The sequence below is a fragment of the Vibrio sp. Vb0598 genome, from assembly GCF_033338935.1.
GTDB lineage: Bacteria > Pseudomonadota > Gammaproteobacteria > Enterobacterales > Vibrionaceae > Vibrio > Vibrio alginolyticus.
On sequence record NZ_JAWOTP010000005.1, the window covers coordinates 130,217 to 152,868 of the forward strand.

20 protein-coding genes are annotated in these 22,652 nt (G+C 43.7%); 10 read left to right on the forward strand and 10 right to left on the reverse strand.

What is annotated here, in order from left to right; genetic code table 11:
- Positions 1-140 precede the first annotated feature (140 nt).
- Complete coding sequence (locus tag R7Q38_RS07525; RefSeq protein ID WP_005377919.1) at positions 141-458, forward strand: heavy metal-binding domain-containing protein; 318 nt, start codon at positions 141-143, stop codon at positions 456-458.
- Between the two features lie 366 nt (positions 459-824).
- The gene (locus R7Q38_RS07530) at positions 825-1,634 is read left to right on the forward strand and encodes a helix-turn-helix domain-containing protein (RefSeq protein ID WP_005377917.1); all 810 of its coding nucleotides are present in this window, start codon (positions 825-827) and stop codon (positions 1,632-1,634) included.
- Here the strand turns inward: R7Q38_RS07530 and R7Q38_RS07535 are convergent.
- The gene (locus R7Q38_RS07535) at positions 1,627-1,812 is read right to left on the reverse strand and encodes a hypothetical protein (protein ID WP_005377915.1); all 186 of its coding nucleotides are present in this window, start codon (positions 1,810-1,812) and stop codon (positions 1,627-1,629) included. The genes R7Q38_RS07530 and R7Q38_RS07535 overlap by 8 nt on opposite strands.
- Before the next feature lie 270 nt (positions 1,813-2,082).
- Here R7Q38_RS07535 and R7Q38_RS07540 point away from each other — a divergent pair, with 270 nt between their 5' ends.
- The 6 genes from R7Q38_RS07540 to pheT all read left to right on the forward strand — a co-directional run bounded on the left by R7Q38_RS07540 (position 2,083) and on the right by pheT (position 11,093).
- A complete protein-coding gene (locus tag R7Q38_RS07540; RefSeq protein WP_005377913.1) occupies positions 2,083-2,871 on the forward strand; it encodes a TetR/AcrR family transcriptional regulator in 789 nt (262 codons plus the stop codon).
- Between the two features lie 248 nt (positions 2,872-3,119).
- Positions 3,120-5,498, forward strand: a complete 2,379-nt coding sequence (locus R7Q38_RS07545) for an efflux RND transporter permease subunit (RefSeq protein WP_239939241.1) — start codon at positions 3,120-3,122, stop codon at positions 5,496-5,498.
- Positions 5,499-5,516: 18 nt separating this feature from the next.
- On the forward strand, positions 5,517-6,308 hold the full coding sequence (locus R7Q38_RS07550; RefSeq protein WP_239939242.1) for an outer membrane lipoprotein-sorting protein: 792 nt from the start codon (positions 5,517-5,519) through the stop codon (positions 6,306-6,308).
- A gap of 10 nt (positions 6,309-6,318) precedes the next feature.
- Positions 6,319-7,494 carry a hypothetical protein gene (locus tag R7Q38_RS07555; protein ID WP_411913399.1) on the forward strand — a complete coding sequence of 392 codons (1,176 nt, stop codon included), beginning with the start codon at positions 6,319-6,321 and terminating at the stop codon, positions 7,492-7,494.
- Positions 7,495-7,685: 191 nt separating this feature from the next.
- Complete coding sequence (gene pheS, locus R7Q38_RS07560; protein WP_005385470.1) at positions 7,686-8,669, forward strand: phenylalanine--tRNA ligase subunit alpha; 984 nt, start codon at positions 7,686-7,688, stop codon at positions 8,667-8,669.
- Between the two features lie 18 nt (positions 8,670-8,687).
- The gene (gene pheT / locus R7Q38_RS07565; protein ID WP_239939243.1) at positions 8,688-11,093 is read left to right on the forward strand and encodes a phenylalanine--tRNA ligase subunit beta; all 2,406 of its coding nucleotides are present in this window, start codon (positions 8,688-8,690) and stop codon (positions 11,091-11,093) included.
- A gap of 212 nt (positions 11,094-11,305) precedes the next feature.
- Here the strand turns inward: pheT and R7Q38_RS07570 are convergent, their stop codons facing one another.
- Positions 11,306-12,187: an AEC family transporter gene (locus tag R7Q38_RS07570; protein WP_239939244.1), complete on the reverse strand. Its 882-nt coding sequence runs from the start codon at positions 12,185-12,187 to the stop codon at positions 11,306-11,308.
- A 534-nt stretch (positions 12,188-12,721) separates the two neighbouring features.
- Between R7Q38_RS07570 and ihfA the strand changes: the two genes are divergently transcribed.
- Positions 12,722-13,018 carry an integration host factor subunit alpha gene (gene ihfA / locus R7Q38_RS07575; protein WP_005377899.1) on the forward strand — a complete coding sequence of 99 codons (297 nt, stop codon included), beginning with the start codon at positions 12,722-12,724 and terminating at the stop codon, positions 13,016-13,018.
- Positions 13,019-13,139: 121 nt separating this feature from the next.
- Here the strand turns inward: ihfA and R7Q38_RS07580 are convergent, their stop codons facing one another.
- Positions 13,140-13,919, reverse strand: coding sequence for a phosphoribosylglycinamide formyltransferase (locus R7Q38_RS07580; protein ID WP_025766820.1), 780 nt, complete (start codon positions 13,917-13,919; stop codon positions 13,140-13,142).
- A 315-nt stretch (positions 13,920-14,234) separates the two neighbouring features.
- Between R7Q38_RS07580 and R7Q38_RS07585 the strand changes: the two genes are divergently transcribed.
- Complete coding sequence (locus tag R7Q38_RS07585) at positions 14,235-14,885, forward strand: thiopurine S-methyltransferase (protein ID WP_213973290.1); 651 nt, start codon at positions 14,235-14,237, stop codon at positions 14,883-14,885.
- A 72-nt stretch (positions 14,886-14,957) separates the two neighbouring features.
- Here the strand turns inward: R7Q38_RS07585 and purT are convergent, their stop codons facing one another.
- The 7 genes from purT to R7Q38_RS07620 form a co-directional block, all read right to left on the reverse strand.
- Positions 14,958-16,133, reverse strand: a complete 1,176-nt coding sequence (purT, locus tag R7Q38_RS07590) for a formate-dependent phosphoribosylglycinamide formyltransferase (RefSeq protein ID WP_225472801.1) — start codon at positions 16,131-16,133, stop codon at positions 14,958-14,960.
- A gap of 143 nt (positions 16,134-16,276) precedes the next feature.
- The gene (cdd, locus tag R7Q38_RS07595; RefSeq protein ID WP_005377892.1) at positions 16,277-17,164 is read right to left on the reverse strand and encodes a cytidine deaminase; all 888 of its coding nucleotides are present in this window, start codon (positions 17,162-17,164) and stop codon (positions 16,277-16,279) included.
- A gap of 429 nt (positions 17,165-17,593) precedes the next feature.
- Positions 17,594-18,271 carry an LrgB family protein gene (locus R7Q38_RS07600; protein ID WP_005385454.1) on the reverse strand — a complete coding sequence of 226 codons (678 nt, stop codon included), beginning with the start codon at positions 18,269-18,271 and terminating at the stop codon, positions 17,594-17,596.
- 1 nt (position 18,272) lies between these two features.
- Positions 18,273-18,647 carry a CidA/LrgA family protein gene (locus R7Q38_RS07605; protein WP_005377887.1) on the reverse strand — a complete coding sequence of 125 codons (375 nt, stop codon included), beginning with the start codon at positions 18,645-18,647 and terminating at the stop codon, positions 18,273-18,275.
- Between the two features lie 55 nt (positions 18,648-18,702).
- On the reverse strand, positions 18,703-20,124 hold the full coding sequence (gene sbcB, locus R7Q38_RS07610) for an exodeoxyribonuclease I (RefSeq protein ID WP_262634187.1): 1,422 nt from the start codon (positions 20,122-20,124) through the stop codon (positions 18,703-18,705).
- A gap of 157 nt (positions 20,125-20,281) precedes the next feature.
- On the reverse strand, positions 20,282-21,655 hold the full coding sequence (locus R7Q38_RS07615; RefSeq protein WP_005377885.1) for an L-cystine transporter: 1,374 nt from the start codon (positions 21,653-21,655) through the stop codon (positions 20,282-20,284).
- A gap of 200 nt (positions 21,656-21,855) precedes the next feature.
- Positions 21,856-22,545 carry an NAD(P)H-binding protein gene (locus tag R7Q38_RS07620; protein ID WP_053350419.1) on the reverse strand — a complete coding sequence of 230 codons (690 nt, stop codon included), beginning with the start codon at positions 22,543-22,545 and terminating at the stop codon, positions 21,856-21,858.
- Between the last annotated feature and the right edge of the window lie 107 nt (positions 22,546-22,652).

Below are 22,652 nucleotides of genomic sequence, written 5' to 3' on the forward strand. Positions count from 1 at the left end.
TGCTAAAATTTATACCCAAATGACTTTTAGCTTGGCTATTTAGAGTATTGTTTATCAGTCTTCTCAATTTATTGGTTAGCATCTTATGTTAGTTATAAGGTAGCTTGGGTATAAATTTTTACGTTTATAAGGGATTAAAAATGATCTACACAACGACCGAAAGCATTCCTGGCAAGCAGATCTCTGAAATCAGAGGGGTTGTAACTGGTAATGTTGTTCAATCAAAACATATTGGCCGTGACCTCATGGCGGGTATCAAGAGCATTGTTGGCGGCGAAATTCGTGGTTACACGGAAATGATGACCGACGCGCGTGATATTGCTATACAGCGCATGGTGGCGGACGCTGAGTCTAAAGGTGCCGATGCAATTGTAGGGATTCGATTTACCACAAGCTCAATCGTAGATGGTTCTTCGGAAATTTTGGCATTTGGTACTGCGGTGAAATTAGCGGACTAGTCTACTTGAATAACATTGCAAAAATGCCAATAGAGAGCGGTGAATTATTATGCATTTACCGTTCTGTTCCTTTTAGGTTAATTATTCTAGATTTTTGTAGAGCGAATGGATTTATATTCTCAACTTTACGTTACTATTAAAATTAATCACGACAATTTAGAGTGATTGCTTTACCTTTATTTTGCATATTATTTTATATCTATAATGAAATTGAATTCATATTGAATTTTTCATTTGTTGTGTGAATTCTCCTTTCAGTATATTAATTCATGTTTTTCTTATAAAAATATGAACTTATACCTTGCCAAGCGGTTCTAAATTGTTACAAATACTATACAGCTGTAACATTGCCAAAAGGAATTGTAGATGAGAGATCTGACTCCCGAATACTTGCTAGCCGCATTACGCCAAGCGATTAAAACAAAAGGGCTAACATATCGAGAGCTATCTGAGAAAATGGGTATGCCACTGTCTACCTTTAAGAGACATCTTACAAGCACGAATCTCGCTTTAGATAAGTTGCTGGAATATTGTAGAGCGGTTGATTGCACGTTAGATGAACTACAAAAGCTCGCAAATCAATTGCAAGGTGAAGACGAGGATTACTTTAGTCGTACGCAGGATGAGGTATTCTTTCAATTCCCTCACCTTTACGACTTTTATCGTGAATTGAGAATGTTACGAGGTAAAGACGGCTATTCTATTTTAAAGAAAAAGTATGACTTGTCTGAGCAGAGCATGTCCGATTACTTAAAAGCATTAGAGTTGTTGGATCTCGTTTACGTTGATGAAGATAAAAATATAACGCTGCACGGACCTTTATATTATAGCTATGCAGAGAACTCCAAGCTCAACGACAAATATACCGAAATCATAAAAGAGCAGACGACTACCCACGATAAGTGTGTTCGCGTTGCTTTGGCGCGTATGAAAATTACCGAAGAACAGCTTTTGTTACTGGAAGATCAAGTCGCAAAGACCGTCATCGATTTTCATTCCAAAAATGTTGTAGCAGAGAACTTTAATGTCTCTGATTTTACTAATATTGTTCTACTTGCTGGGCCACATCAGCCAGTCACATTCTCTGACGGCATTATTGAGACAGAGGGGCGATTTATTGATGATATTCGTTATGCCATCGCATCTGCAGGTGATAAGCCAAGCCTATCTATATAGATTTTGAGCCTTTTTTGAAGAGAGTTTCTGAAAGGGCGTTGCAAAAGAAAAAGCCTAAGACAGCAAATACTTTGTAAGTAGGGCATTCAGCGGTGTTTGCTCTTAATTCAGACTTAAAGTGTTTTGGGCTTATTTCGAATAATACCTGTTCAGCATCTACTTTCGTTATTTTTAACATGCTGATTTCCTTCGTTGTTCCTCCCAAAGCCTCTCTCGCTTCCTCTACAAAGAAACCATTATCGTTGAACCAAGCATCCTGTAGCTACTTGGGTATGCATAATTGGTAGCTATTTATCTTCTAATTATAAATTCATACTTGAAATGTTTGTTTTTTGATCTATTATGACGAAGTGTCATTTGTGACGGTTCGTCAACTTTAGTTGCGTTCCTGTATTAAAGAATCGTGTTACAATTATTGGGAGTGTGTTGGTATACGGATCAAAGGATTATGTTTAACTTTCGCTGTAAAAAATATAGCAAGCAAGACGGATGTCGTGTGTCTTCAGGGCTAACAAAAAAGCAACAGGCGATTGCTGATCGTGAGATAGAGCTTATTCAATTGGCTAAGTCTTTAGTTCAAGAGCAAGGCTTTGCCAACTTAACGATGGACAAGCTTACAGCGTCAAGCCCTTATTCTAAAGGGACGATCTACAATCATTTTTGCAGCAAAGAAGATGTGATTCTTGCGCTTTGTATTCATTCGCTGAAAAGCGAAGCAATATTTTTCGAACGTACCGCCAAATTTAATGGCAATACCAGAGAAAAAATCATTGCGATGCATGTAGGTTATCGTATTTACGCTCGTATGGAGCCAGTACTATCAACTTGTGCGATTGTTGCAAAGACGCCTTGGGTTCTAGAGAAGGCTTCGCCTAAACGTGTGAATGAACTGAATAACTTGGAAGAACAAGTAATAGATGGTGCTGATGCGCTAGTGAACAATGCGGTAGAATGTGGTGATCTTAAGTTTTCTCCCGCAATTGGTTCTGATGCTATTGTATTCGCCAACTGGTCTATTGCATTCGGTTCAAACGCTTTGGCGCAAAATGCATCGAACAGTCGATGTATTCAGCGAATTCAAGACCCATTCTCAGTACTGCACAACGCGAATATGTTACTTGATGGTTTAGGTTGGTCGCCTTTATCTACAGAATGGGACTACCGTAAAACCTGGCGTCGAGTGGAGCAGGAGTTATTTAGTGAAGAGCTTGCTTATTTAGAGTCAGTGAATCGCTAATAAACTGGAAAGGCCAATCTGACGTTATGGTTGGCTTTTTTATCGCACTATTGTGACGAATCGTCATTAAATCTCGAAGGTTGGCGTTCAGCCAATGATCACGAGAAGCATAGGAAGTTACTAAAAACTAACTTATGTAGCCAAATTCATTCGATCTAAAGTTTGCATGTCGAGTTTGTCTGGTTATTTACAGCATTTGCTGTTTTTTAGTTTTTAAATTTGACGAAACGTCACAAAAGGAGAGTGTGATGCCACATCACAACGTTCAACAATACGCCCGTTCAGGGTGGGGTAAGCTACCAACGAATTACAGTGTATTGGTGATGCTTGCTACCGTTTTATTGATTGTCATAGCAACCATTGGAGGAAAAAATCTTTACTTTAGAGGAGATTACGACATCTTCTTTGATGGAACAAATGAGCAGTTACTTGCGTTTGATGAAATTCAAACCACCTTTGCAAAATCTGACAGTCTTGCTTTGGTTATAGCGCCAAAGAGCGGCACTGTTTTTACTCCTAGCACATTATCTCTTATTCAGCAGATCACTGACGAGGCGTGGCAAGTTCCATACTCCACCCGCGTTGATTCCCTCGCCAACTACCAGCATACCGAAGCGTTTGAAGATGATCTTCTTGTCGAAGATTTACTGTATAGCGAATATGAATTGACACCTCAACGAATAGAGAAAGTCAAAAGTATTGCGTTGAGTGAGCCGGTTTTGAAAAGTTCACTGATTTCTGAAAAAGGAGATGTCACGGTCGTAAACATTACGGTCCAACTCCCTGAAATAGATAAAACTGCTGAAGTACAAGAGGTGGTTGCTTACATAAACGGAATGATTGTGCGTTATCAGCAAGTGTACCCAGACACGGAATTCCACAAGGCTGGTATTATTGCAATGAACTACGCGTTTATGACCGCAGCCCAAGATGATAGCGCAACATTAGTGCCAACTATGTTACTAGTGATATTGGTGTTTCTGACCATCATGTTGCGCTCATTGCTTAGCGTCATCGCGACGCTCATCGTTGTTATCGGCTCGGTTATGGTTACAATGGGCTTGTCAGGATGGGCTGGTATGTTCTTAAGCACGGCGACCGTTAATGTGCCTACCTTGGTGATGACGCTTGCCGTCGCAGACTGTGTACACATCATCGCGACAATGCGTCAGTCTATGCAAAACGGCTTTAGTAAAGCCCACTCTATTGAGCGAAGTATTGCGCTCAATTTCATGCCTATCTTGATTACCTCCATTACCACCGCGATCGGCTTTTTAATGATGAATATGTCGGATTCTCCAATCCTGAGAGATTTCGGCAACCTATCAGCCCTTGGCGTCATGGTTGCTTGTTTCCTTTCCATCACGTTACTTCCCGCCTTGCTTAATATCCTTCCGGTTACGGTGAAGTCGGATACTTCTGATGAAAGAAAGCACTTTATGGATCATTTAGGAGATTTCGTGGTGTCAAAGCGACATGCGTTATTGCCGTTGTCGGTGCTTGTTATTGTCGCGAGTGCGAGCTTGATTCCGCTGAACAAAGTCAATGATGAATCCGTCGAGTACTTTGGCCATAGCAATGAATTTCGCCGAGCGGCTGATTTTATGGAAGAGCGAATCAGTGGCATGGCGAACATCAGTATCGCGATAAAAACCAACGAATCGCAGGGCATTGCCGATCCTAATTTTCTCAATTCCGTGGGTAAATTTACTGACTGGCTAAGGTTGCAGCCAGAAACGGACCATGTTGCGACCTTGAGCGATGTTTATAAGCGCCTAAACAAGAACATGCATGGAGATGATCAGGCTTATTACTCGCTCCCTCAAGACAGAGAATTAGCGGCTCAATATCTGCTGCTTTATGAAATGTCACTACCGTATGGTTTAGATTTGAACAACCAAATCAATGTAGATAAGTCGTCGATCAAGATGGTTCTCACCGTGGAGAACTTGGGCAGCGTCGAGCTTGTTGATTTGGAAAATCGCATTTACCAATGGTTTAACGAAAACGCGCCTCAATATGATGTTGTTGCGTCTAGTCCTTCATTGATGTTTGCGCATATTGGTGAAACGAATATGGCCAGCATGCTGTCAACCTTGCCCATTACTCTTGTCTTAATCTCTGCATTACTGATCTTTGCCTTGCGTTCGTTCAAGCTTGGCTTAATTAGTCTTGTCCCGAATATTGCTCCTGCGCTTATTGGTTTTGGTATTTGGGCGCTGGTTTCTGGCGAGATTAACTTGGGATTGTCTGTCGTTGTGACATTAACGCTTGGTGTTGTTGTCGATGACGCCGTTCACTTTCTTTCTAAATATCAACACGCTCGTAAAGATGGCCACAGTGCGGAGCAAGCGGTTCGCTACGCCTTTCGTACCGTGGGGCGCGCACTCTGGATTACGACGGTCGTGCTTGTTGCTGGTTTCTCTGTTCTGGCGATGTCGAGCTTCCGTTTAAATGCCGATATGGGACAGCTGAGTGCCATTGTCATCTTTATTGCCCTTGTTGTGGATTTCATCTTCCTACCGACTCTACTGATGTTGTTTGACAAAGGCGTTTACGACGAGGTGGAGCGCCGAAATAAGCTTAAATCAACTGACTCTCAAACCAAGACTGTTACTCAGTCATAACGAATTAAAGGATCGAACATGAATTTAGTAAAAAATGTCTTAAAAGTATCAGTACTTTCTGTCTCGCTTATTATGAGTCATGCGGTGTTGGCGGATGAAGCCAAAGGACTAGAAATTGCCCAAGAGCGCAAAGCCCGTGATGAAGGGTGGGGGGATTCTGTTGCTACGATGCAAATGATTCTGCGAAACGCGCAAGGAGAAAGCAGCACACGTTTAATGCGCTTACAATCACTCGAAGTTGATGGCGATGGTGACAAAGGGCTCACGATATTTGATGAACCGAGAGATGTAAAAGGCACGGCGTTTCTTAACCATTCTCATACGGAGGGTGCCGATGACCAATGGCTTTACCTTCCTGCACTGAAACGTGTGAAACGTATTTCCTCGCGTAACAAATCAGGTCCTTTTATGGGCAGTGAATTCGCGTATGAGGATCTCAGTTCCTTTGAGATTGAAAAATACCGTTTCAACTACCTAAAAGATGACAGCATAAACGGGCAAGATGTTTTCGTCGTAGAGCAAATTCCGACCGATAAGAACTCAGGTTATACCAAGCAAACGGTATGGTTAGATAAAGCGCATTATCGTCCACTTAAAGTTGAGTTTTACGACCGCAAAGGCTCTTTGTTAAAAACGCTTTCTTTTTCCGATTACAAGCAATATCTCAACCAATATTGGCGAGCGCACACTATGGCGATGACAAACCATCAAACAGGAAAAAGTACTGAGCTAACGACTAGCGAAATGCGTTTTAACACTGGATTACAAGACAATGACTTTCATAAGAATGTGTTGAAGCGAGTGAGGTAGTGGAGGAAAAATGAAGCGATTAAATCTTGGGTTGTTGCTTAGTGCAGCAGCCTTTTTTTACTCGATGCCTCTGACTGCCGTCGAGCTCGCAGGACAAGTCAATATTGAGCATCGTCAGTTTTTTAAAACGGGCTCTCAGGGTCAGAGCAAAGCGCAAACGTCATTGGTTTTGCAGCCAGAATTTTACTGGGAGATACAAAATGGTGATGCAAACTTTACTTTCACACCTTTCTATCGTCTGGATGGTCTAGACGATGAGCGAAGTCATGGCGACATACGAGAGGCACTTTATCTGAGTTATTGGGATGATTATGAGCTTCGAGTTGGGATTAGTAAGGTCTTTTGGGGAGTGACTGAATCAGCCCATTTAGTTGATGTAGTAAACCAAACAGATGCCATTGAAGCCGTCGATGGTGAAGATAAACTCGGTCAGCCGATGTTACATTTTACCTCTTTCAAAGACTGGGGCACCGTCCACGCAATGTTGTTACCTTACTTTAGGGAACGAACGTTTGCGGGTACAGATGGCCGCTTGCGAACCGAACCCGTTGTCTCTGATGATGCTATCTATGAATCAAGCAGAGAAGAGAAGCACGTAGATGTGGCTTTTCGATATTCGAAAATGCTTGGCGATTGGGACGTAGGCCTAAGCTATTTATATGGAACAAACCGGGATCCTTACTTTCGTTTAGAGTACGGAGAATTAAAGCCTTACTACGCTCTGATGAGTCATGTCGGTCTGGATGTGCAAGGAATCGTTGGCGATTGGTTATGGAAACTGGAAAGTATTTATCGAGATAGTGCTGATAATCATGTCGGTCTTGTGACGGGCTTTGAGTATACCTTCGTCGGTGCATTTGACACGGTTTGGGATGTGGGGGTTATTGGTGAGTACCTCTATGACAGTCGTGGGAACAACGCACAAACTATCGGTCAAAATGATGTGTTTGCAGGTATTCGTTGGGCGCTCAATGATGAGGACGGAACGGAAGTATTGACGGGAATTACGAAGGATTTAGATAACGATGATGTTTACAATGCTAAGTTAGAAGCATCGAGCCGAATATCGAATCACGTTAAGTGGCAAATTGATGCTTGGTTGTTTAAAAATGAAACACCAAATGATTTGCTCTACTTCGCTAGAGATGACGATTTTATCGAGCTATCTATTCAATACTATTTCTAAAACAAAAGGGCACAACTAAACGGCAGATTAACTAAAGATGACATTTTTGACGTTTTTGTGCTCTTTTTATTCAATAACCTCTTCTTTTCGTAATTCAATTTGGCATTGGTGCCCGGTTTGGCTACTATGTACAGCTATCAAAAAACCAATCACTCCCTTATGGACACTACCCACAGGTAGATGAGGAAACGATGCAACATCTAGAAGAGATCATTGCTAGCGCGAGCACTGCAATTGAAGCTGCCGAATCGCTAGTCGCACTTGATGAAGTGCGTGTTCAGTATCTGGGTAAAAAAGGTGAGCTAACTGCTCAACTTCAAAGCCTAGGCAAACTACCACCAGAAGAACGCCGTGAAGCTGGTCAAGAGATCAACAAAGCGAAAGGCGTAGTTCAGCAAGCTATCGCAGCTCGTAAAGATGCACTACAACGTGCTGAGCTTGAAGCGAAACTAGCAGCAGAAACAATCGACGTAACACTACCAGGTCGTCGTATTGAAAACGGTGGTTTACACCCAGTAACTCGTACTGTAGAGCGTATTGAGAAGTTCTTTGGCGAACTTGGTTTTAACACCGAGGCAGGCCCAGAGATCGAAGATGCATTCCACAACTTCGATGCGCTAAACATCGCAGCTGATCACCCAGCGCGTACTGACCACGATACTTTCTTCTTCAACCCAGACTTGATGCTTCGTACTCATACGTCAGGCGTACAGATCCGTACGATGGAAAATGGTAAACCACCATTCCGTTTCATCGCACCAGGCCGTGTATACCGTAACGACTACGACCAAACGCACACGCCAATGTTCCACCAAGTGGAAGGCATGCTGGTTGATGAGAACGTAAACTTTGCTCAGCTGAAAGGCATCCTGCACGATTTCCTATGTAACTTCTTCGAAGAAGAAGTAGAAGTACGTTTCCGTCCATCTTACTTCCCATTCACTGAGCCTTCAGCTGAAGTAGACGTGAAAGGCAAAAACGGTAAATGGTTAGAAGTACTAGGCTGCGGTATGGTTCATCCGAACGTGCTACGTAGCGTAGGTATCGATCCTGAAAAATACTCTGGTTTCGCATTCGGTATGGGTGTTGAGCGTCTAACAATGCTTCGTTACGGCGTGAACGACCTGCGTGCGTTCTTCGAGAACGATCTTCGTTTCCTAAAACAGTTCAAGTAATCCAGAGGGTTCATCAACATGAAATTCAGCGAATCATGGCTTCGTGAGTGGGTAAACCCTGCGGTTACTACTGACGAGCTAACTCACCAAATTACAATGGCCGGCCTAGAGGTAGACGAGGTTCTTCCTGTTGCTGGTTCTTTTACTGGCGTTAAAGTCGGTCACGTTGTTGAATGTGGCCAACACCCAGATGCAGACAAACTGCGCGTAACTAAAGTTGACGTGGGTGAAGAAGAGCTTCTAGACATTGTTTGTGGCGCACCTAACTGTCGCCAAGGTCTGAAAGTAGCAGTCGCAACAGTTGGTGCTGTTCTTCCAGGTGATTTCAAAATCAAAAAAGCGAAACTACGTGGCCAGCCATCTCACGGCATGCTTTGTTCGTTCACTGAACTAGGTATCGACGTTGAGTCAGACGGCATCATGGAACTAGCAGAAGACGCAGTAATCGGTACTGATTTCCGTGAATTCCTAGGTCTAGACGACGTAACAGTAGACGTAGATCTAACAGCAAACCGCGCTGACTGTTTCAGCATTCGTGGTCTAGCTCGTGAAGTTGGCGTACTAAACCGTGCTGACGTGACTGAGCCATCAGTAGAAGCAGTTGCCCCTTCAATCGACGATAAAGTGTCTATCGAAGTGAAAGCGCCAGCTGCGTGTCCTCGTTACCTAGGTCGTGTTATTAAGAACGTAAACGTTCAAGCTGAAACGCCACTATGGATGCAAGAGAAACTGCGTCGTTGTGGTATTCGCTCTATCGACCCTGTAGTAGACATCACTAACTACGTTCTTCTAGAGCAAGGCCAACCAATGCACGCATTCGATCTAGCGAAGATCGAAGGTGGCATCGTAGTTCGTATGGCAGAGCAAGGTGAGAAGCTAACGCTTCTTGACGGCAACGAAGCAGAACTAAACGCAGATACACTAGTAGTTGCTGACCACAACAAAGCACTTGCAATCGCAGGTATCTTTGGTGGTGAAGAGTCTGGTGTAACAACTGAGACTAAAGACGTTCTACTAGAGTGTGCATTCTTTGCACCTGACCACATCCGTGGTCGCGCACGTAGCTACGGTCTTCACACTGATTCTTCAATGCGTTTCGAGCGTGGTGTGGATTACGCACTACAAGTGAGCGCAATGGAGCGTGCCACTCAGCTTCTTGTTGAGATCTGTGGCGGTGAAGTAGCACCTGTTGTTGCAGTAGAGTCTGAAGCAGACCTACCTAAGCCAAACAAAGTTGCTCTACGTCGTACTAAGCTAGACAACCTGCTAGGTCACCACATTGCAGATAGCGACGTAGTAGAAATCCTAGAGCGTCTAGGTTTGACGGTTGAAGCTTCAGAAGAAGGTTGGATGGCAGTAGCGCCAACATGGCGTTTCGATATCGCTATCGAGCAAGATCTGATTGAAGAAGTTGGCCGTATCTACGGTTATGACAACATTCCTAACCAACACCCAGCAGCAGCACTTAAGATGCACAACCACGTTGAAGCGGATCTTCCACTGAAACGCGTTCGTGATCTTCTTGTTGACCGTGGTTACCACGAAGCAATTACATACAGCTTCGTTGAGCCTGAGCAACAAAAGCTAGTTGTACCTGGTGTTGAGCCTCTAGTGCTTCCAAACCCAATTTCTGCAGACATGTCGGCAATGCGTCTTGGTCTTATCCAAGGTCTGCTGAACACAGTTGTTCACAACCAGAAGCGTCAACAGCCACGCGTTCGTCTATTCGAATATGGCCTACGTTTCATCCCATGTGAATCTGCAGAAAACGGCATGCGTCAAGAGCCTATGCTTGCAGGTGTTATTGCTGGTACTCGTGGTGAAGAGCACTGGGATATCGAAACCAACACTGTTGATTTCTTCGACCTTAAGGGCGATCTAGAAGCGATTCTAGAGCTATCTGCGAACGAAAAAGCGTACTCTTTCGCTGCACTGTCACCTGAAAGCAAAAAAGCTAACCCAGCACTTCACCCAGGTCAATCTGCGGCAATCATCGTAGACGGCAAAGAAGTGGGCGTGATCGGTACCGTTCACCCTGAGCTTGAGCGTAAGTTCGGTCTAAACGGTCGTACTATCGTATTCGAAATCGAATGGTCTGCAATCAACAGCAAAGTGATCCCAGAAGCGGTAGCGCTTTCTAAGTTCCCTTCAAACCGTCGTGATATCGCGGTAGTAGTGGATGAAGCTGTTGCATCTGGTGACATCGTTAACGCTTGTCTAGAGCAAGGTGGCGAGTTCCTTAAAGATGCGAAACTGTTCGACGTTTACGTAGGTAAAGGCGTTGAAGATGGTAAGAAGAGCCTAGCAATCGCTCTGACTCTACAGTCACTTGAGCGTACGCTTGAAGATGCAGATATCGCTGGTGCGGTTGACGCTATCGTTGCTCACGTTTCTGAGAAGTTTGGTGCGTCTCTGCGTGACTAATCTCGCGTAACGTATCTTCTTAAGAAATGAAAACCCTGCCAGTTTGGCAGGGTTTTTATTTTTAGGATTACCTTATCGTTGTTCAAGTTGCTTACTGCTCGCACCATCCCTCATTACTTTAAAATACTAGACCAAACTAGGGATGGCCCTTACCCGAGATTAGGAACGTATTGTTTTTCAGCTAATACACGCTAACGATAGCTTGTTGGCGGTTAGGCAGCGAGTGAGAGGGTATAGCTAAGCAGAAGAGGTAGCGTAAGAATGCTGAAAAAGTTGCCAAATAGTACCATTGACGCCACTTTCATGGGTTCTATATTCAGCCTTTCCGCAAATAGGTAATTCATGACGGCTGGCGGCAGCATTGTGAAGAGCACCATCATTTGCACTTGCATCGTTGGAAGGGGAATTAACCAATAAATAAGTGCAAAAGCGACAGCACCAGTTGCCAGTGACTGCACGGTACACAACACACCAATCTTTAAACCGTCCAACCTTAAATGACACATTTGTGCCCCCAGAGATAAAAGCATCACGGGTACGGCCGCTTGCCCAAGTAGAGCCGTGGCTTCGTATAAAGGCGCCCATGCACCCACATTTGACACGTTGAGAAACAGAGCCAACGACGCTGCTAAAAAGATTGGCATCTTGACTATTTGCTTAAAAGGGTTGCCATGACTAAGCAGCATTACGCCTAAGCTGATATGCAAGCATGCTGACACGACAAATAAAAGCACTGCTGACGACAGCGCAATTTCTCCAAACGTATAGGTAAACAAAGGAATAGCTAGATTTCCGCTATTGCGAAACATATGTGGTGGCGCCCAGGTTTTAAACGAGAGTGACGTCCATCGACATACCGGGATCATGAGTAGTGCGGGAATTAAAACCGCGACAATTGCCGCCAAAAGAAGCGGCCCCTGATTTGAATCGAGCGGCATGCTAACGAGTGACGAAAATACCAGTGCTGGCGTAAATACCTCAATATTAATGCGGTTTATTGGGCGAAAGTCAGGCTTGATGTAACGACCGACCAAATAGCCAACTCCGACAAGAGCAAAAACAGGGAAAAGAATATTTATGATTTGATTAATCATGGTCGCCTAGAAGCAGTGTAAGAAGCTAATGAGGAAATACACGAACTTCCACATTATCAATCTTTATATATGGCGTCATCGTTAAACAGCGAGAAGCGTGGGTTTAATCAAGCTTTCTAAGCACAGTTGCAAAGTACAGGTGGTCATACCTTTTAATCTAATTGTTACGTATCGAGTTACATACAAATCACTGAATTTACGACAAGTTCTATGTCAAGTGTCTGTTAAATAACCAATATCTGATATTTTTATTAAATAGTGTTTAATGTTGATATTTAAGTTACTTTTAGTTTTATAATCTGGATGTTTTTCCTGATAAAGATGAAACAAAAACAAAAATATCAAATTTCTGGCGTTTAACAATAATTTACGTAGTGCTATTCCTTTTGTTCGCCAAGAAAAAAGTTGGCGAAAATCATAAGCTTGTCATACACTTCCTGATGTAACCCCGATATGTTGTTGAATTGGTAGGGTAAAACTGCTCTGGCGCTACACTAACGTAGCATTGTTTAACATAGCTTTGAGGAAAGTTTTATGGCGCTCACAAAAGCCGAACTGGCAGAAAACCTGTTTGATAAATTAGGATTTAGTAAGCGGGACGCCAAGGAAACGGTGGAAGTGTTCTTTGAAGAGATTCGTAAGGCACTGGAAAGTGGCGAACAGGTAAAACTGTCAGGTTTTGGTAACTTTGATCTTCGTGACAAGAATGAACGACCTGGTCGTAACCCGAAAACTGGTGAAGATATTCCAATTACTGCTCGACGTGTAGTGACTTTTCGCCCGGGTCAGAAGTTAAAAGCTCGTGTAGAAAACCTGAAGAAAGTACAGTAAGCCGAATAAATGGATCACGCTAAGGCGTGGTCTTTTTTTGCGTAAAATTCGTGTGCATACAAATGAAAACCACCGCAATGCGGTGGTTTTTCTGTTTATGAGAGACGCTTAATGATATCGGTTACGCCGCTTCTAGATGCGTTGTTAAGTATGGTTGCCATGCTTGTTGGTACAAGTTCTTAGACTGTGTACGCATGTTGCGAATAGAGGCAAGCTCTATTTCGCTTAGCTCACGTTTTTCCAACATCGCTTGACGTTCTAGTTTCTGGATTTTTTCGTATAGGTCGTGTTCGGGACCGCTTTTTACATCTGCGATTGCTTTCAAGTGCAGTTGAACTTCGGCTACTAGGTTTGTTTTTGGTAAACGAACGAGCAAGTTCAAGTCTCTATATCCTGAAGGGCCAGGTTTTTTGAATCGATTTTTTACTTTCACAATCGTTGTTTCACGCTCTAACGTTTCATAAATGGAGACTAAACTCGCGACGTCTTCAGCTACAATCGTTGCACGTGCTAGGTCAGTAATACGTTCAACTTTCCCATCTAACTCTAAAGCTATCTTTTCTTCTGCTCGTTGTTTGGATTTCACGCCTGCGAAGTATGGCTGAGCGTCATTAAGAAGTGCGGTACTCTTACAGATAGTTTCAAGTTCAAATTGTGCTTGGTGAGCTTTGCTGTAAAGGATGTCGAAGTCAGAATATGGCTGAGTTGGTGTGGTGTCGATTGACTGAATGCCATATAAACCGCTAAGGCTGTGTTTAAAAAGTTTCGAACAAACTTCGTTTTGGCTGGTTGAACGATTTTGTTCGCCACTAGGCGCAGGGGTAATTGGAAGTGCGGCAAATGCCGGTGCACGGCTAAGTACCAAAAGCATCAATGCTGTAGTACGAAGAAATAAGCTCATTCACTCTCCTTAACTTGCTTGTACTTAGAAAATAGGGAACATAAAGGTCGCTAAGTTCGGCAAATCAGGTACTAACTTATAAATGGGGCCATTACGAAAGATTCCAAGGTTTCAGTTTTATCTTGAAGTAGAATCGTGCGTTAGATCACCATTTCTCTTTTCTTTATTCTGATTATCAGATAAAGGCGCGTCTCCTATGAGACCGATTACATCCTATCACCGCAGTATTAACCAAAGATGAACGGCATAGACAAATTGAAAAAAAACGTTAGTCTTACCTCTCAAAATGAAAACAGCCGACAAGTAGAAAGTAAAATGAGAGACCAAGAATTTTGGCATAACAAATGGGCCAGCAATCAGATCGGATTTCACTTGGAAGATGTAAACCCGCTATTACCAGTATATTGGAAACACACTAATCCAAAGCGTGAAGATAAAGTGTTAGTTCCTTTATGTGGAAAGTCAGAAGACTTGATTTGGCTAGCGATGAAGCATGATTCGGTTGAAGGTGTTGAGCTAAGCCATATTGCTGTGCGTGCCTTTTTTGCTGAACATTTTTACACGCCAACGGTAACGCCTCTTAATGGCATGCACGAGCTTTATCAATTTGATGAGCTCTCTATTTATACTGGGGACTTTTTCACTGCACCAGTATCTCAAGCCGATATCATTTATGATCGCGCCGCGTTGGTTGCTTTACCGCAAGATATGCGAGAGGAGTATGTAGGGCGTCTCAAGCAACTGCTGAACCCAGGCGGTCGTATTTTGCTTGTTACACTCAACTATCCTCAAGAAGAGATGGCGGGGCCTCCATTTAGCGTGCCGGTCGAAGAGATAGAGCAGTTATTTTCAGGTTACAAAGTTACTTGTTTGAACGTAGATGAAGCTGACGAGAATCATCCTAAAATTGCGAAAAAAGGCTTAAGTCGCTTCTCTGAAGAAGTGTACTTAATCGAGAGTGAATAGGCTCTCTTCGGTTTGGAACACGAAATAGCGCAGCAATTTGAGCTGCGCTATTTTTGTATGAGTGGTTCGTATTTAATAAATGATATTCACTTTTGAAGCACTTTCAACAGCATCTTGAACGGCTTCTTCGGTGGTTTTTCGTCGCGTAAGGACAACACCTAAACGGCGGCGGCCATCGATTTCTGGCTTACCGAATAGACGAACTTGTGTTTGAGGTTGAGCTAAAGCTTTGCTTAGGTTTTCAAAGCGAATGTTTGTGGAAGTTCCTTGTCCAAGAATAACAGCAGACGCAGATGGGCCATATTGCACAATATTATTAATTGGCATTCCGGTAAACGCGCGCACGTGGAGAGCAAACTCAGACATTTCCTGTGAAATCATTGTAACCATACCCGTATCGTGAGGGCGAGGAGAGACCTCATTGAAAATGACTTTATCGCCTTTAACAAATAGCTCTACACCAAAGATGCCGTAGCCACCGAGCGCGTTTACCACTTTCTCAGCCGTGTATTCAGCTGCTTTTACTGCGTTTATTGACATAGCTTGCGGTTGCCATGATTCGCGGTAGTCGCCATCTTCCTGACGATGACCAATTGGAGCACAGAAATGCACACCGTCAACGGCTCTGATGGTCAATAAAGTGATTTCGTAATCGAAGTCGATAAAACCTTCCACGATAACGCGACCTGCACCCGTACGCCCGCCTTCCTGAGCGTAATCCCATGCTTTTGTAACGTCGTCTTCGGTCTTGATAACACTTTGCCCTTTACCTGAAGAGCTCATCACAGGCTTCACCACGCACGGAATACCCACATGCTCAACCGCGGCTTTGAAGTCTTCAAAGTTATCTGCAAAACGATAAGGTGAAGTCGTCAATTCCAGTTCTTCTGCTGCCAAACGTCGGATACCTTCACGATTCATTGTTAGCCTGGTTGCCTTAGCGGTTGGAACAACATTCAGTCCTTTTTCTTCAAGCTCTACCAGTTTGCCGGTTGCGATGGCTTCAATTTCTGGTACGACGTAAGTAGGTTGTTCCTTCGTAATAACTTCTTCTAAGGCGTTCCCATCTAACATGTCGATAACATAACTACGGTGAGCGACTTGCATCGCTGGAGCATTGGCATAGCGATCACAAGCAATCACTTCTAAACCAAGTCTCTGGCATTCAATGGCGACTTCTTTACCGAGTTCGCCAGAGCCTAAAAGTAATACACGGGTAGCATTTGCGCTAGTTGCAGTGCCAAACATAGTGTTCCCTTACAAAATAGAGTGATGAGACATAAATTGCAGGAGATCATACTGAAGTTTTATGACAAAGCAAACGTTTGCTTTTGGTTTTTAGGTAATAAAAAAGCTCTACATGTTGTAGAGCTTTTTGTTGAATTTGTCGTTTATACGTTGACAAAACTAAGCGGAATATCTGGATTCAACGCTTCCAACGTTGATTGCGTATCGGCTAAGTGACTGATCTTACCTTCAGAGTTTTCTACCAATGCAGCGGCTTTGATGCTGTCAAAGGTTTCACCCGCAAGTAAAACTTGGATTAGCGCAACTTGTAGCGGTGGCAAGCTAGGATTAAACGCTGCATTTTCTGCATAAGCGCCTTGGAATACACGGCCGCTAGTCATCTCTAATGCTAAACCACTCAAGTTGTTGGTGTATGGAGAGTGGCTCATGTTCATCGCTTCAACTGCACTTTGGATGAGTGCGTCTTCATCATCACATGAGAATTGGTGTTTAACTTCTGCCATTAAGCCGGACTCGATACCGAGATCGTTTGGTCCAAAGGCTTCAGGCAGGTATTCATGAAGTGACTTTTCTTCACGTTCTGGGAGCTGGATTTTAAGCTCGTTTGCGGTAGATAACTCATTCATGAACTGGCGGCAGTGACCACATGGGCTGAAGTTGATAGTGATATCCTTAACACCACGTTCGCCTTTCATCCAAGCATGGCTAATCGCAGACTGCTCTGCGTGAACCGTTTGACCCAACTGTACACCAAAGAATTCCATGTTGGCACCGAAGTAAAGGCGACCTGAAAGACCACGAACGATAGCGCCGACATAAAAGTCAGAAAGGGGAGCATAGGAGTACGCTGCGGCAAAAGGAAGTAGCGCAACACGAAGCTCTTTGTCTGATAGACCGGTAGCTGAAAGCAACTGCTCAAATTGTTGAACTGAAAGCGTAGCATCAAAATCATCAGCTTGGATGATAGGAGCAAGTTGTTTGGAAAGTGCTTCTGGAGCGCCTGCTAGCGCCTGTTCAATGCGACTTTTCATGTTGAATCCTTGTTATTGCATGGACAGTTATTCTATGTGAAAGATAGAAATGTTCCGTGCGTTAGATCACGATAAATAATGCAATTGATAATTCTGTTACATAATTAGAGTGAGCTCACACATGTATTCGATTGCACAGGTGTGAAGCGTTATCTCCGTCTCACAATTAACCATATCAGTATATGTTCATATGACCAAGGAGCAGGAGTATGTTACCCACGCGACTTTACCGCTATGCTACTTTATACCCACGTAATCTAGAGCGAGTGGTAGAACCTAGAATGCTAACGCTATGAATGTATATCTCGATCAAGTCCCTTCACGGTATTACTGGGTGAGGTTGATAGATAAGATAGGGTTTTGAAAAGGGTAAGGAAGAAGCGGAAAGGCTACGGCCTGCCGGAAGGAGGGCAGACCGAGAGCGCTTAACTATTGATATAGCCAGACAGCCAAAGCAAAAAAGCTTGGAGCCAAAATAGAAGTTATGATCCCACATAAAACCAATGCGAGTGATGAGAACGCGGCATCTATGGGCTGTTTCTCTGCACAAGTAGCGGTGCCTAAGGCATGAGAGACTGTACCCATTGTCAGACCACGTGCAATCGGGTGTTTAATTCCAATCAAATTGTAAATTGGGTATGCCAAAATTGCGCCCAATAAACCGACAATCAGAACCAAGATCGCTGCAACGGCGGCTTCACCACCGAGGTGACTCGATATTTCCATCGCTATTGGTGTAGTGACGGACTTACCCACTAGACTCGCGATTAAACTGATATCCGCTTTGAAAGCGACTGCGATCAAGGTGGTTGTCATCATCGACATCACACTGCCTACTGTGCAAGCAAAAGTGATGATTCGCCAGTTTGCTTTAATTTGTGGTAGTTGTTCATATAGTGGATAAGCCAGAGCAACTACAGCAGGTTGAAGCAAAAAGCTAATTCCTTCGTTATCCGCATAATACGTTTCAAATGGCACATTTAAGTAAGTAAGCAAAGGAATGAGCACTGCGATACTGATCAGCAAAGGGTTTGCTAGAGGATTGTTCACTTTGATTGCGATTTGGCGAGCGATAAGAAAAACCGCAATGGTAACAACTAACCACATATCAGTGTTTCTCCTGTAGCAAGTAATCCAGCAGCCAAGCGAGGCTGACCAATACAATGAGTGAACCGCCAACCGCGCTAGCGATGATAGGGAGCGCATTGGCGAGTAGTAAATCGAAATGCTGCATTAATCCGACGCTGATAGGAACGAACAATAAGATCATATAGCGTATAAATAGCGTGGCGCCCGGTTTGACCCAGTCGACTTTTACAAGCCCAAGAGTCATGGAGAAAAACAGTACGAGCATACCGATGACACTTCCTGGAACGGAAACGCCAGTGAACTTTTGAATGGTAATTCCGATGCCAAGTGCTCCCATGATGAGGAAGATTGAAATGAGCAGTTGGATCAGTTGTAAGAATCGTTCTTTAATCATTTTGACAGTATATAAACAACAAGCACACCATAAGGTGCGCTTGTATTAGGAGGAGTTAGGAAGCTAAGCTCTCTACATAACGGTACACGGATTTTAATATCGCAATCTTCTTTTCGTCACTTTCATGTTCGTGAACTAAGTTTTCTAAATTCAGCATGTACTCTTCAATTTGGCTTTCAAACACTTCTCGACAGTGTAGTGCCCAGCGTCTTTGTTCTTGCTCGTCTAATGTGCCTGGGAAGTTACGCGCACGATAGCGGAACAATAGAGGTTTAATGCGCTTGTCATCAAATTCAATGTCTAATGCAGCAAGATTATTCGGATCGGTTTCGCGAATGATATCCATAGCTGCGCGATCGGCTGGAGAAAAGAACCCGTCGTAAAGTTGTATATCGACGTCATCACTTTTATCGAATTTGCGCTCGACTGAAAAGAGGCTAATCAGCTTTTCTCTAATTTCAGGATGTTGGCGCAACAAAGCGAGATTGGCGAGACATTGTTGGCGATCAATGCCAATAGACTCTGCATTTTCAGCCGTTAACGTTTTTGCAGGGGCGAGAATAGGGCATTTGTTCAAATGAACTAGTTTAACTGGCACTGGTAGCAATTCACCAAGATCTTCGCGCTTCGTGTAGAGTCTTTCGTGCAGCTCTTCTGCGGATAGCTCAAGAATAGGTTGAGGGTCTTTCGCTAAATCGATGGTGATAACGGCGTTATTATTGGTTGGATGCCAAGCAACAGGCACAATCCAGCTAGTGTACTGGCATTCGCGCCCTAGCATGCCTGAAACGTGCATCAACGGTGTCATGTTGACGATGTCGACTAAATCATTGAGCTTGCGCTTTTGGCGCATAGAAAAAAAGTAATCAAACAATTTTGGTTGCGCTGCTTTTACTTTCTTTGCCATTTCGATAGTCGCAACCACATCTGCCATGGCATCGTGCGCGTTACTATGTTCTATGCCGTTAGCCACAGACAAGTGTTCTAATTTAAAGCTAGTGAAGCCATCTTCGTTTTCTGGCCATTCTACGCCTTCTGGGCGAAGGGCATGGCACGCGCGTAGTACATCGAGTAAATCCCAACGTGAGTTACCGTTTTGCCAACTCCATGCGTATGGATCGATAAAGTTGCGATAACAAGTATAACGGGTCACTTCGTCATCAAAGCGAATGCTGTTGTAGCCTAAACTGGTAGTATTGGGTTTCGCGAGTTCAGCGTGAATCTTAGCGATAAACTCTGGCTCAGAAAGGCCTTCTTGAACCGTTTTTTGCGGAGTAATACCAGTAATAAGTGCAGCTTCAGGAGACGGAAGATAATCAGCAGGTGGCTGGCAGTACATGACTAAAGGCTCGCCGATGATATTAAAGTTTTCATCTGTACGAACACCAGCGAACTGGCTTGGGCGATCTTTCGCGGGGTTGGTTCCCCATGTCTCATAATCAAAGAAGAAAAAAGTGGGCTGATTATCTTGGTGCATTCTGCTTACCGTTTACAAAACCGATGACAGTATTAGACCATTCAACGCCTTGACTAGCAACGAAAGATGCAAGTTGAATTTTTGAAAATGAAAAAAGCCGATGGCGAACCATCGGCTTGATATTTTACGTTATATCGCTTTGGAAGGAATTTGAGTTCTATGCTCGTGTTTCTTCCAATGTTGCTTCACTTTCTGGTGACTTCAGCACTCGGCTAGCAATTGTACCCGCAGTCATTGAACCTGAAACGTTTAGTGCGGTACGTGCCATGTCAATCAATGGTTCAATAGAGATGAGCAGTGCCGCGATGGTCACAGGTAAGCCCATTGCAGGAAGAACAATCAAGGCTGCAAACGTCGCACCGCCGCCGACACCTGCAATACCAAATGAACTGATGGTGATAATCGCAATCAATGACAGGATAAAGTGTAGATCAAGTGGGTTGATGCCCATTGTCGGAGCTACCATCACTGCTAGCATTGCAGGATAGATACCCGCACAGCCGTTTTGGCCGATAGTGGCACCAAACGATGCTGATAGGTTTGCAATCGCTGGTGGTACGTTAAGCTTCGTGATTTGCGCTTCTACGTTTAGTGGAATTGTTGCTGCTGAGCTACGAGATGTAAACGCGAAGGTCAGTACAGGCCAGATTTTCTTAAAGTATTCCGCAGGGCTAACGCCGACAAAAGAGACTAATACGCCGTGAACAACAAACATCAGTGCGATAGCAACATAAGACGCCACAATAAAGCCAAGTAGGTTTAGGATGTCGCCTGCGCTTGATGTCGCTACCACTTTTGCCATCAGTGCTGCGATGCCGTATGGCGTTAGGGCCATGATCATCTTCACTAGTCGCATAACGATAGATTGAGCAGCTTCTACGAAAGTACGAATCGGTGATTCCAACTCTGCTTTTTCCATCATCACTTTACGAGCGGCGATACCAGTTAACACGCCGAAAATCACAACAGCGATAATTGATGTCGAGCGAGCACCTGTTAGATCAGCAAATGGGTTGGTTGGAATGAAACTAACTAGCATTTGAGGAATAGTTAGGTCACTTACTGTACCGGCACGGCTTTCTAAAACGGCGATACGAGCGGTTTCACGCGCACCTTCAGTTAACCCTTCTGCTGAAAGGCCAAATGTCGTTGTCACCAAGATACCGATAAGTGCAGCAATTGCAGTCGTTACTAAAAGAACAGAGATGGTCAGGCCAGAAATTTTACCTAAAGATCCACCTTTCTCCAATTTAACAACTGCAGAGATCATCGATACCAACACCAGTGGCATGATGACCATTTTCAGTAGACCAACGTAGCCACTGCCTACAATGCCTACCCATTCAAGTGTTTGAGCAATAGCGCTGTTGCCTTCACCGTGAATGAGTTGCAAAGCAAGACCAAAAAGAGAACCGGTAACAAGACCGATCAAAACGAGACGTGAAAGAGTGTGTTTCTTTTGTTGTTGGTTAAATAGAAAGAACAATATGCCAACAAAGACGGCTAGAGAGGCTATCACTGCAAAATTCATAATTTGACCTTATCAACCAGCCGAAGTGGCGGTTGTTTTTTATACGGGGTTTTATACGGATTTATTTATGGAGCGTAAGATAACGCTCGTAATATAACTTTAAAAATGACAAACGGGTATTAGCTAGATCTAAAATGAATATAAAAACGAGATCTAAGTCGCGTGAGAGTGTGAATTAGCACGTTAATTGTACAAAATGGTTATTCGTAGTGATGCAGTAAGTCACGCATTTCTTTCCTTTGTAAGTAAACCACCGAGTCTTCTTGATAACTGAAAAGTTGATAAATCATCGCTTTGGCGACATCTTCTGCTCGAATAGGTAAAAAGTTGGACAGTTTGCCTAGCATAAGTGGGCGAATTACCTTAAACAGAGTTTGTACTAACTTCTCGTCCATTCTTGGGTTTTGACGTTGACCAACAAGCGGGCCTGGGCGAACAAATACGATTTCCTCAAAATCCATAGCTTCGATTCGTTGTTCCATTTGTCCTTTACAAGCTAAGTAATGGGATGGCGATTTACTATTTGCACCGAGGCTAGAAACAACCGCAAGGCGTTTGACTCCGATTGTTTTCATTTGTTGGGCGACTTTGCACACCAGATCAACATCTACTCTACGCAAATTATCCTTACTACCAGCTTGCTTAAGGGTCGTACCTAAACAGATAAAGCCGATGGTTGGTGTTGGTTGGTTCTCATCCCATTGGTGGATAGAAAGGTCTGCATCAATGAGAGGAATAAGCTTGTTGTCCACATCTAGGACGCCATCGAGTGGGCGGCGAGAAAGATAATATAATGTTCCAACACCTGATTGATTTATGAGGTTTGCAATGACTTTTGAGCCTACTAAGCCAGTTGCACCGGCGATGATTGCGCAGGTGTTGTTATCCATATCTTTTCTCCTATATGGGAACATAGTCTAAGCTATTGTAGCGGATTTCAACGAGTTACTTATAATCTCGTGCAAGAAAGGTGAGACGCTCTGCGAACTCGGCAGAC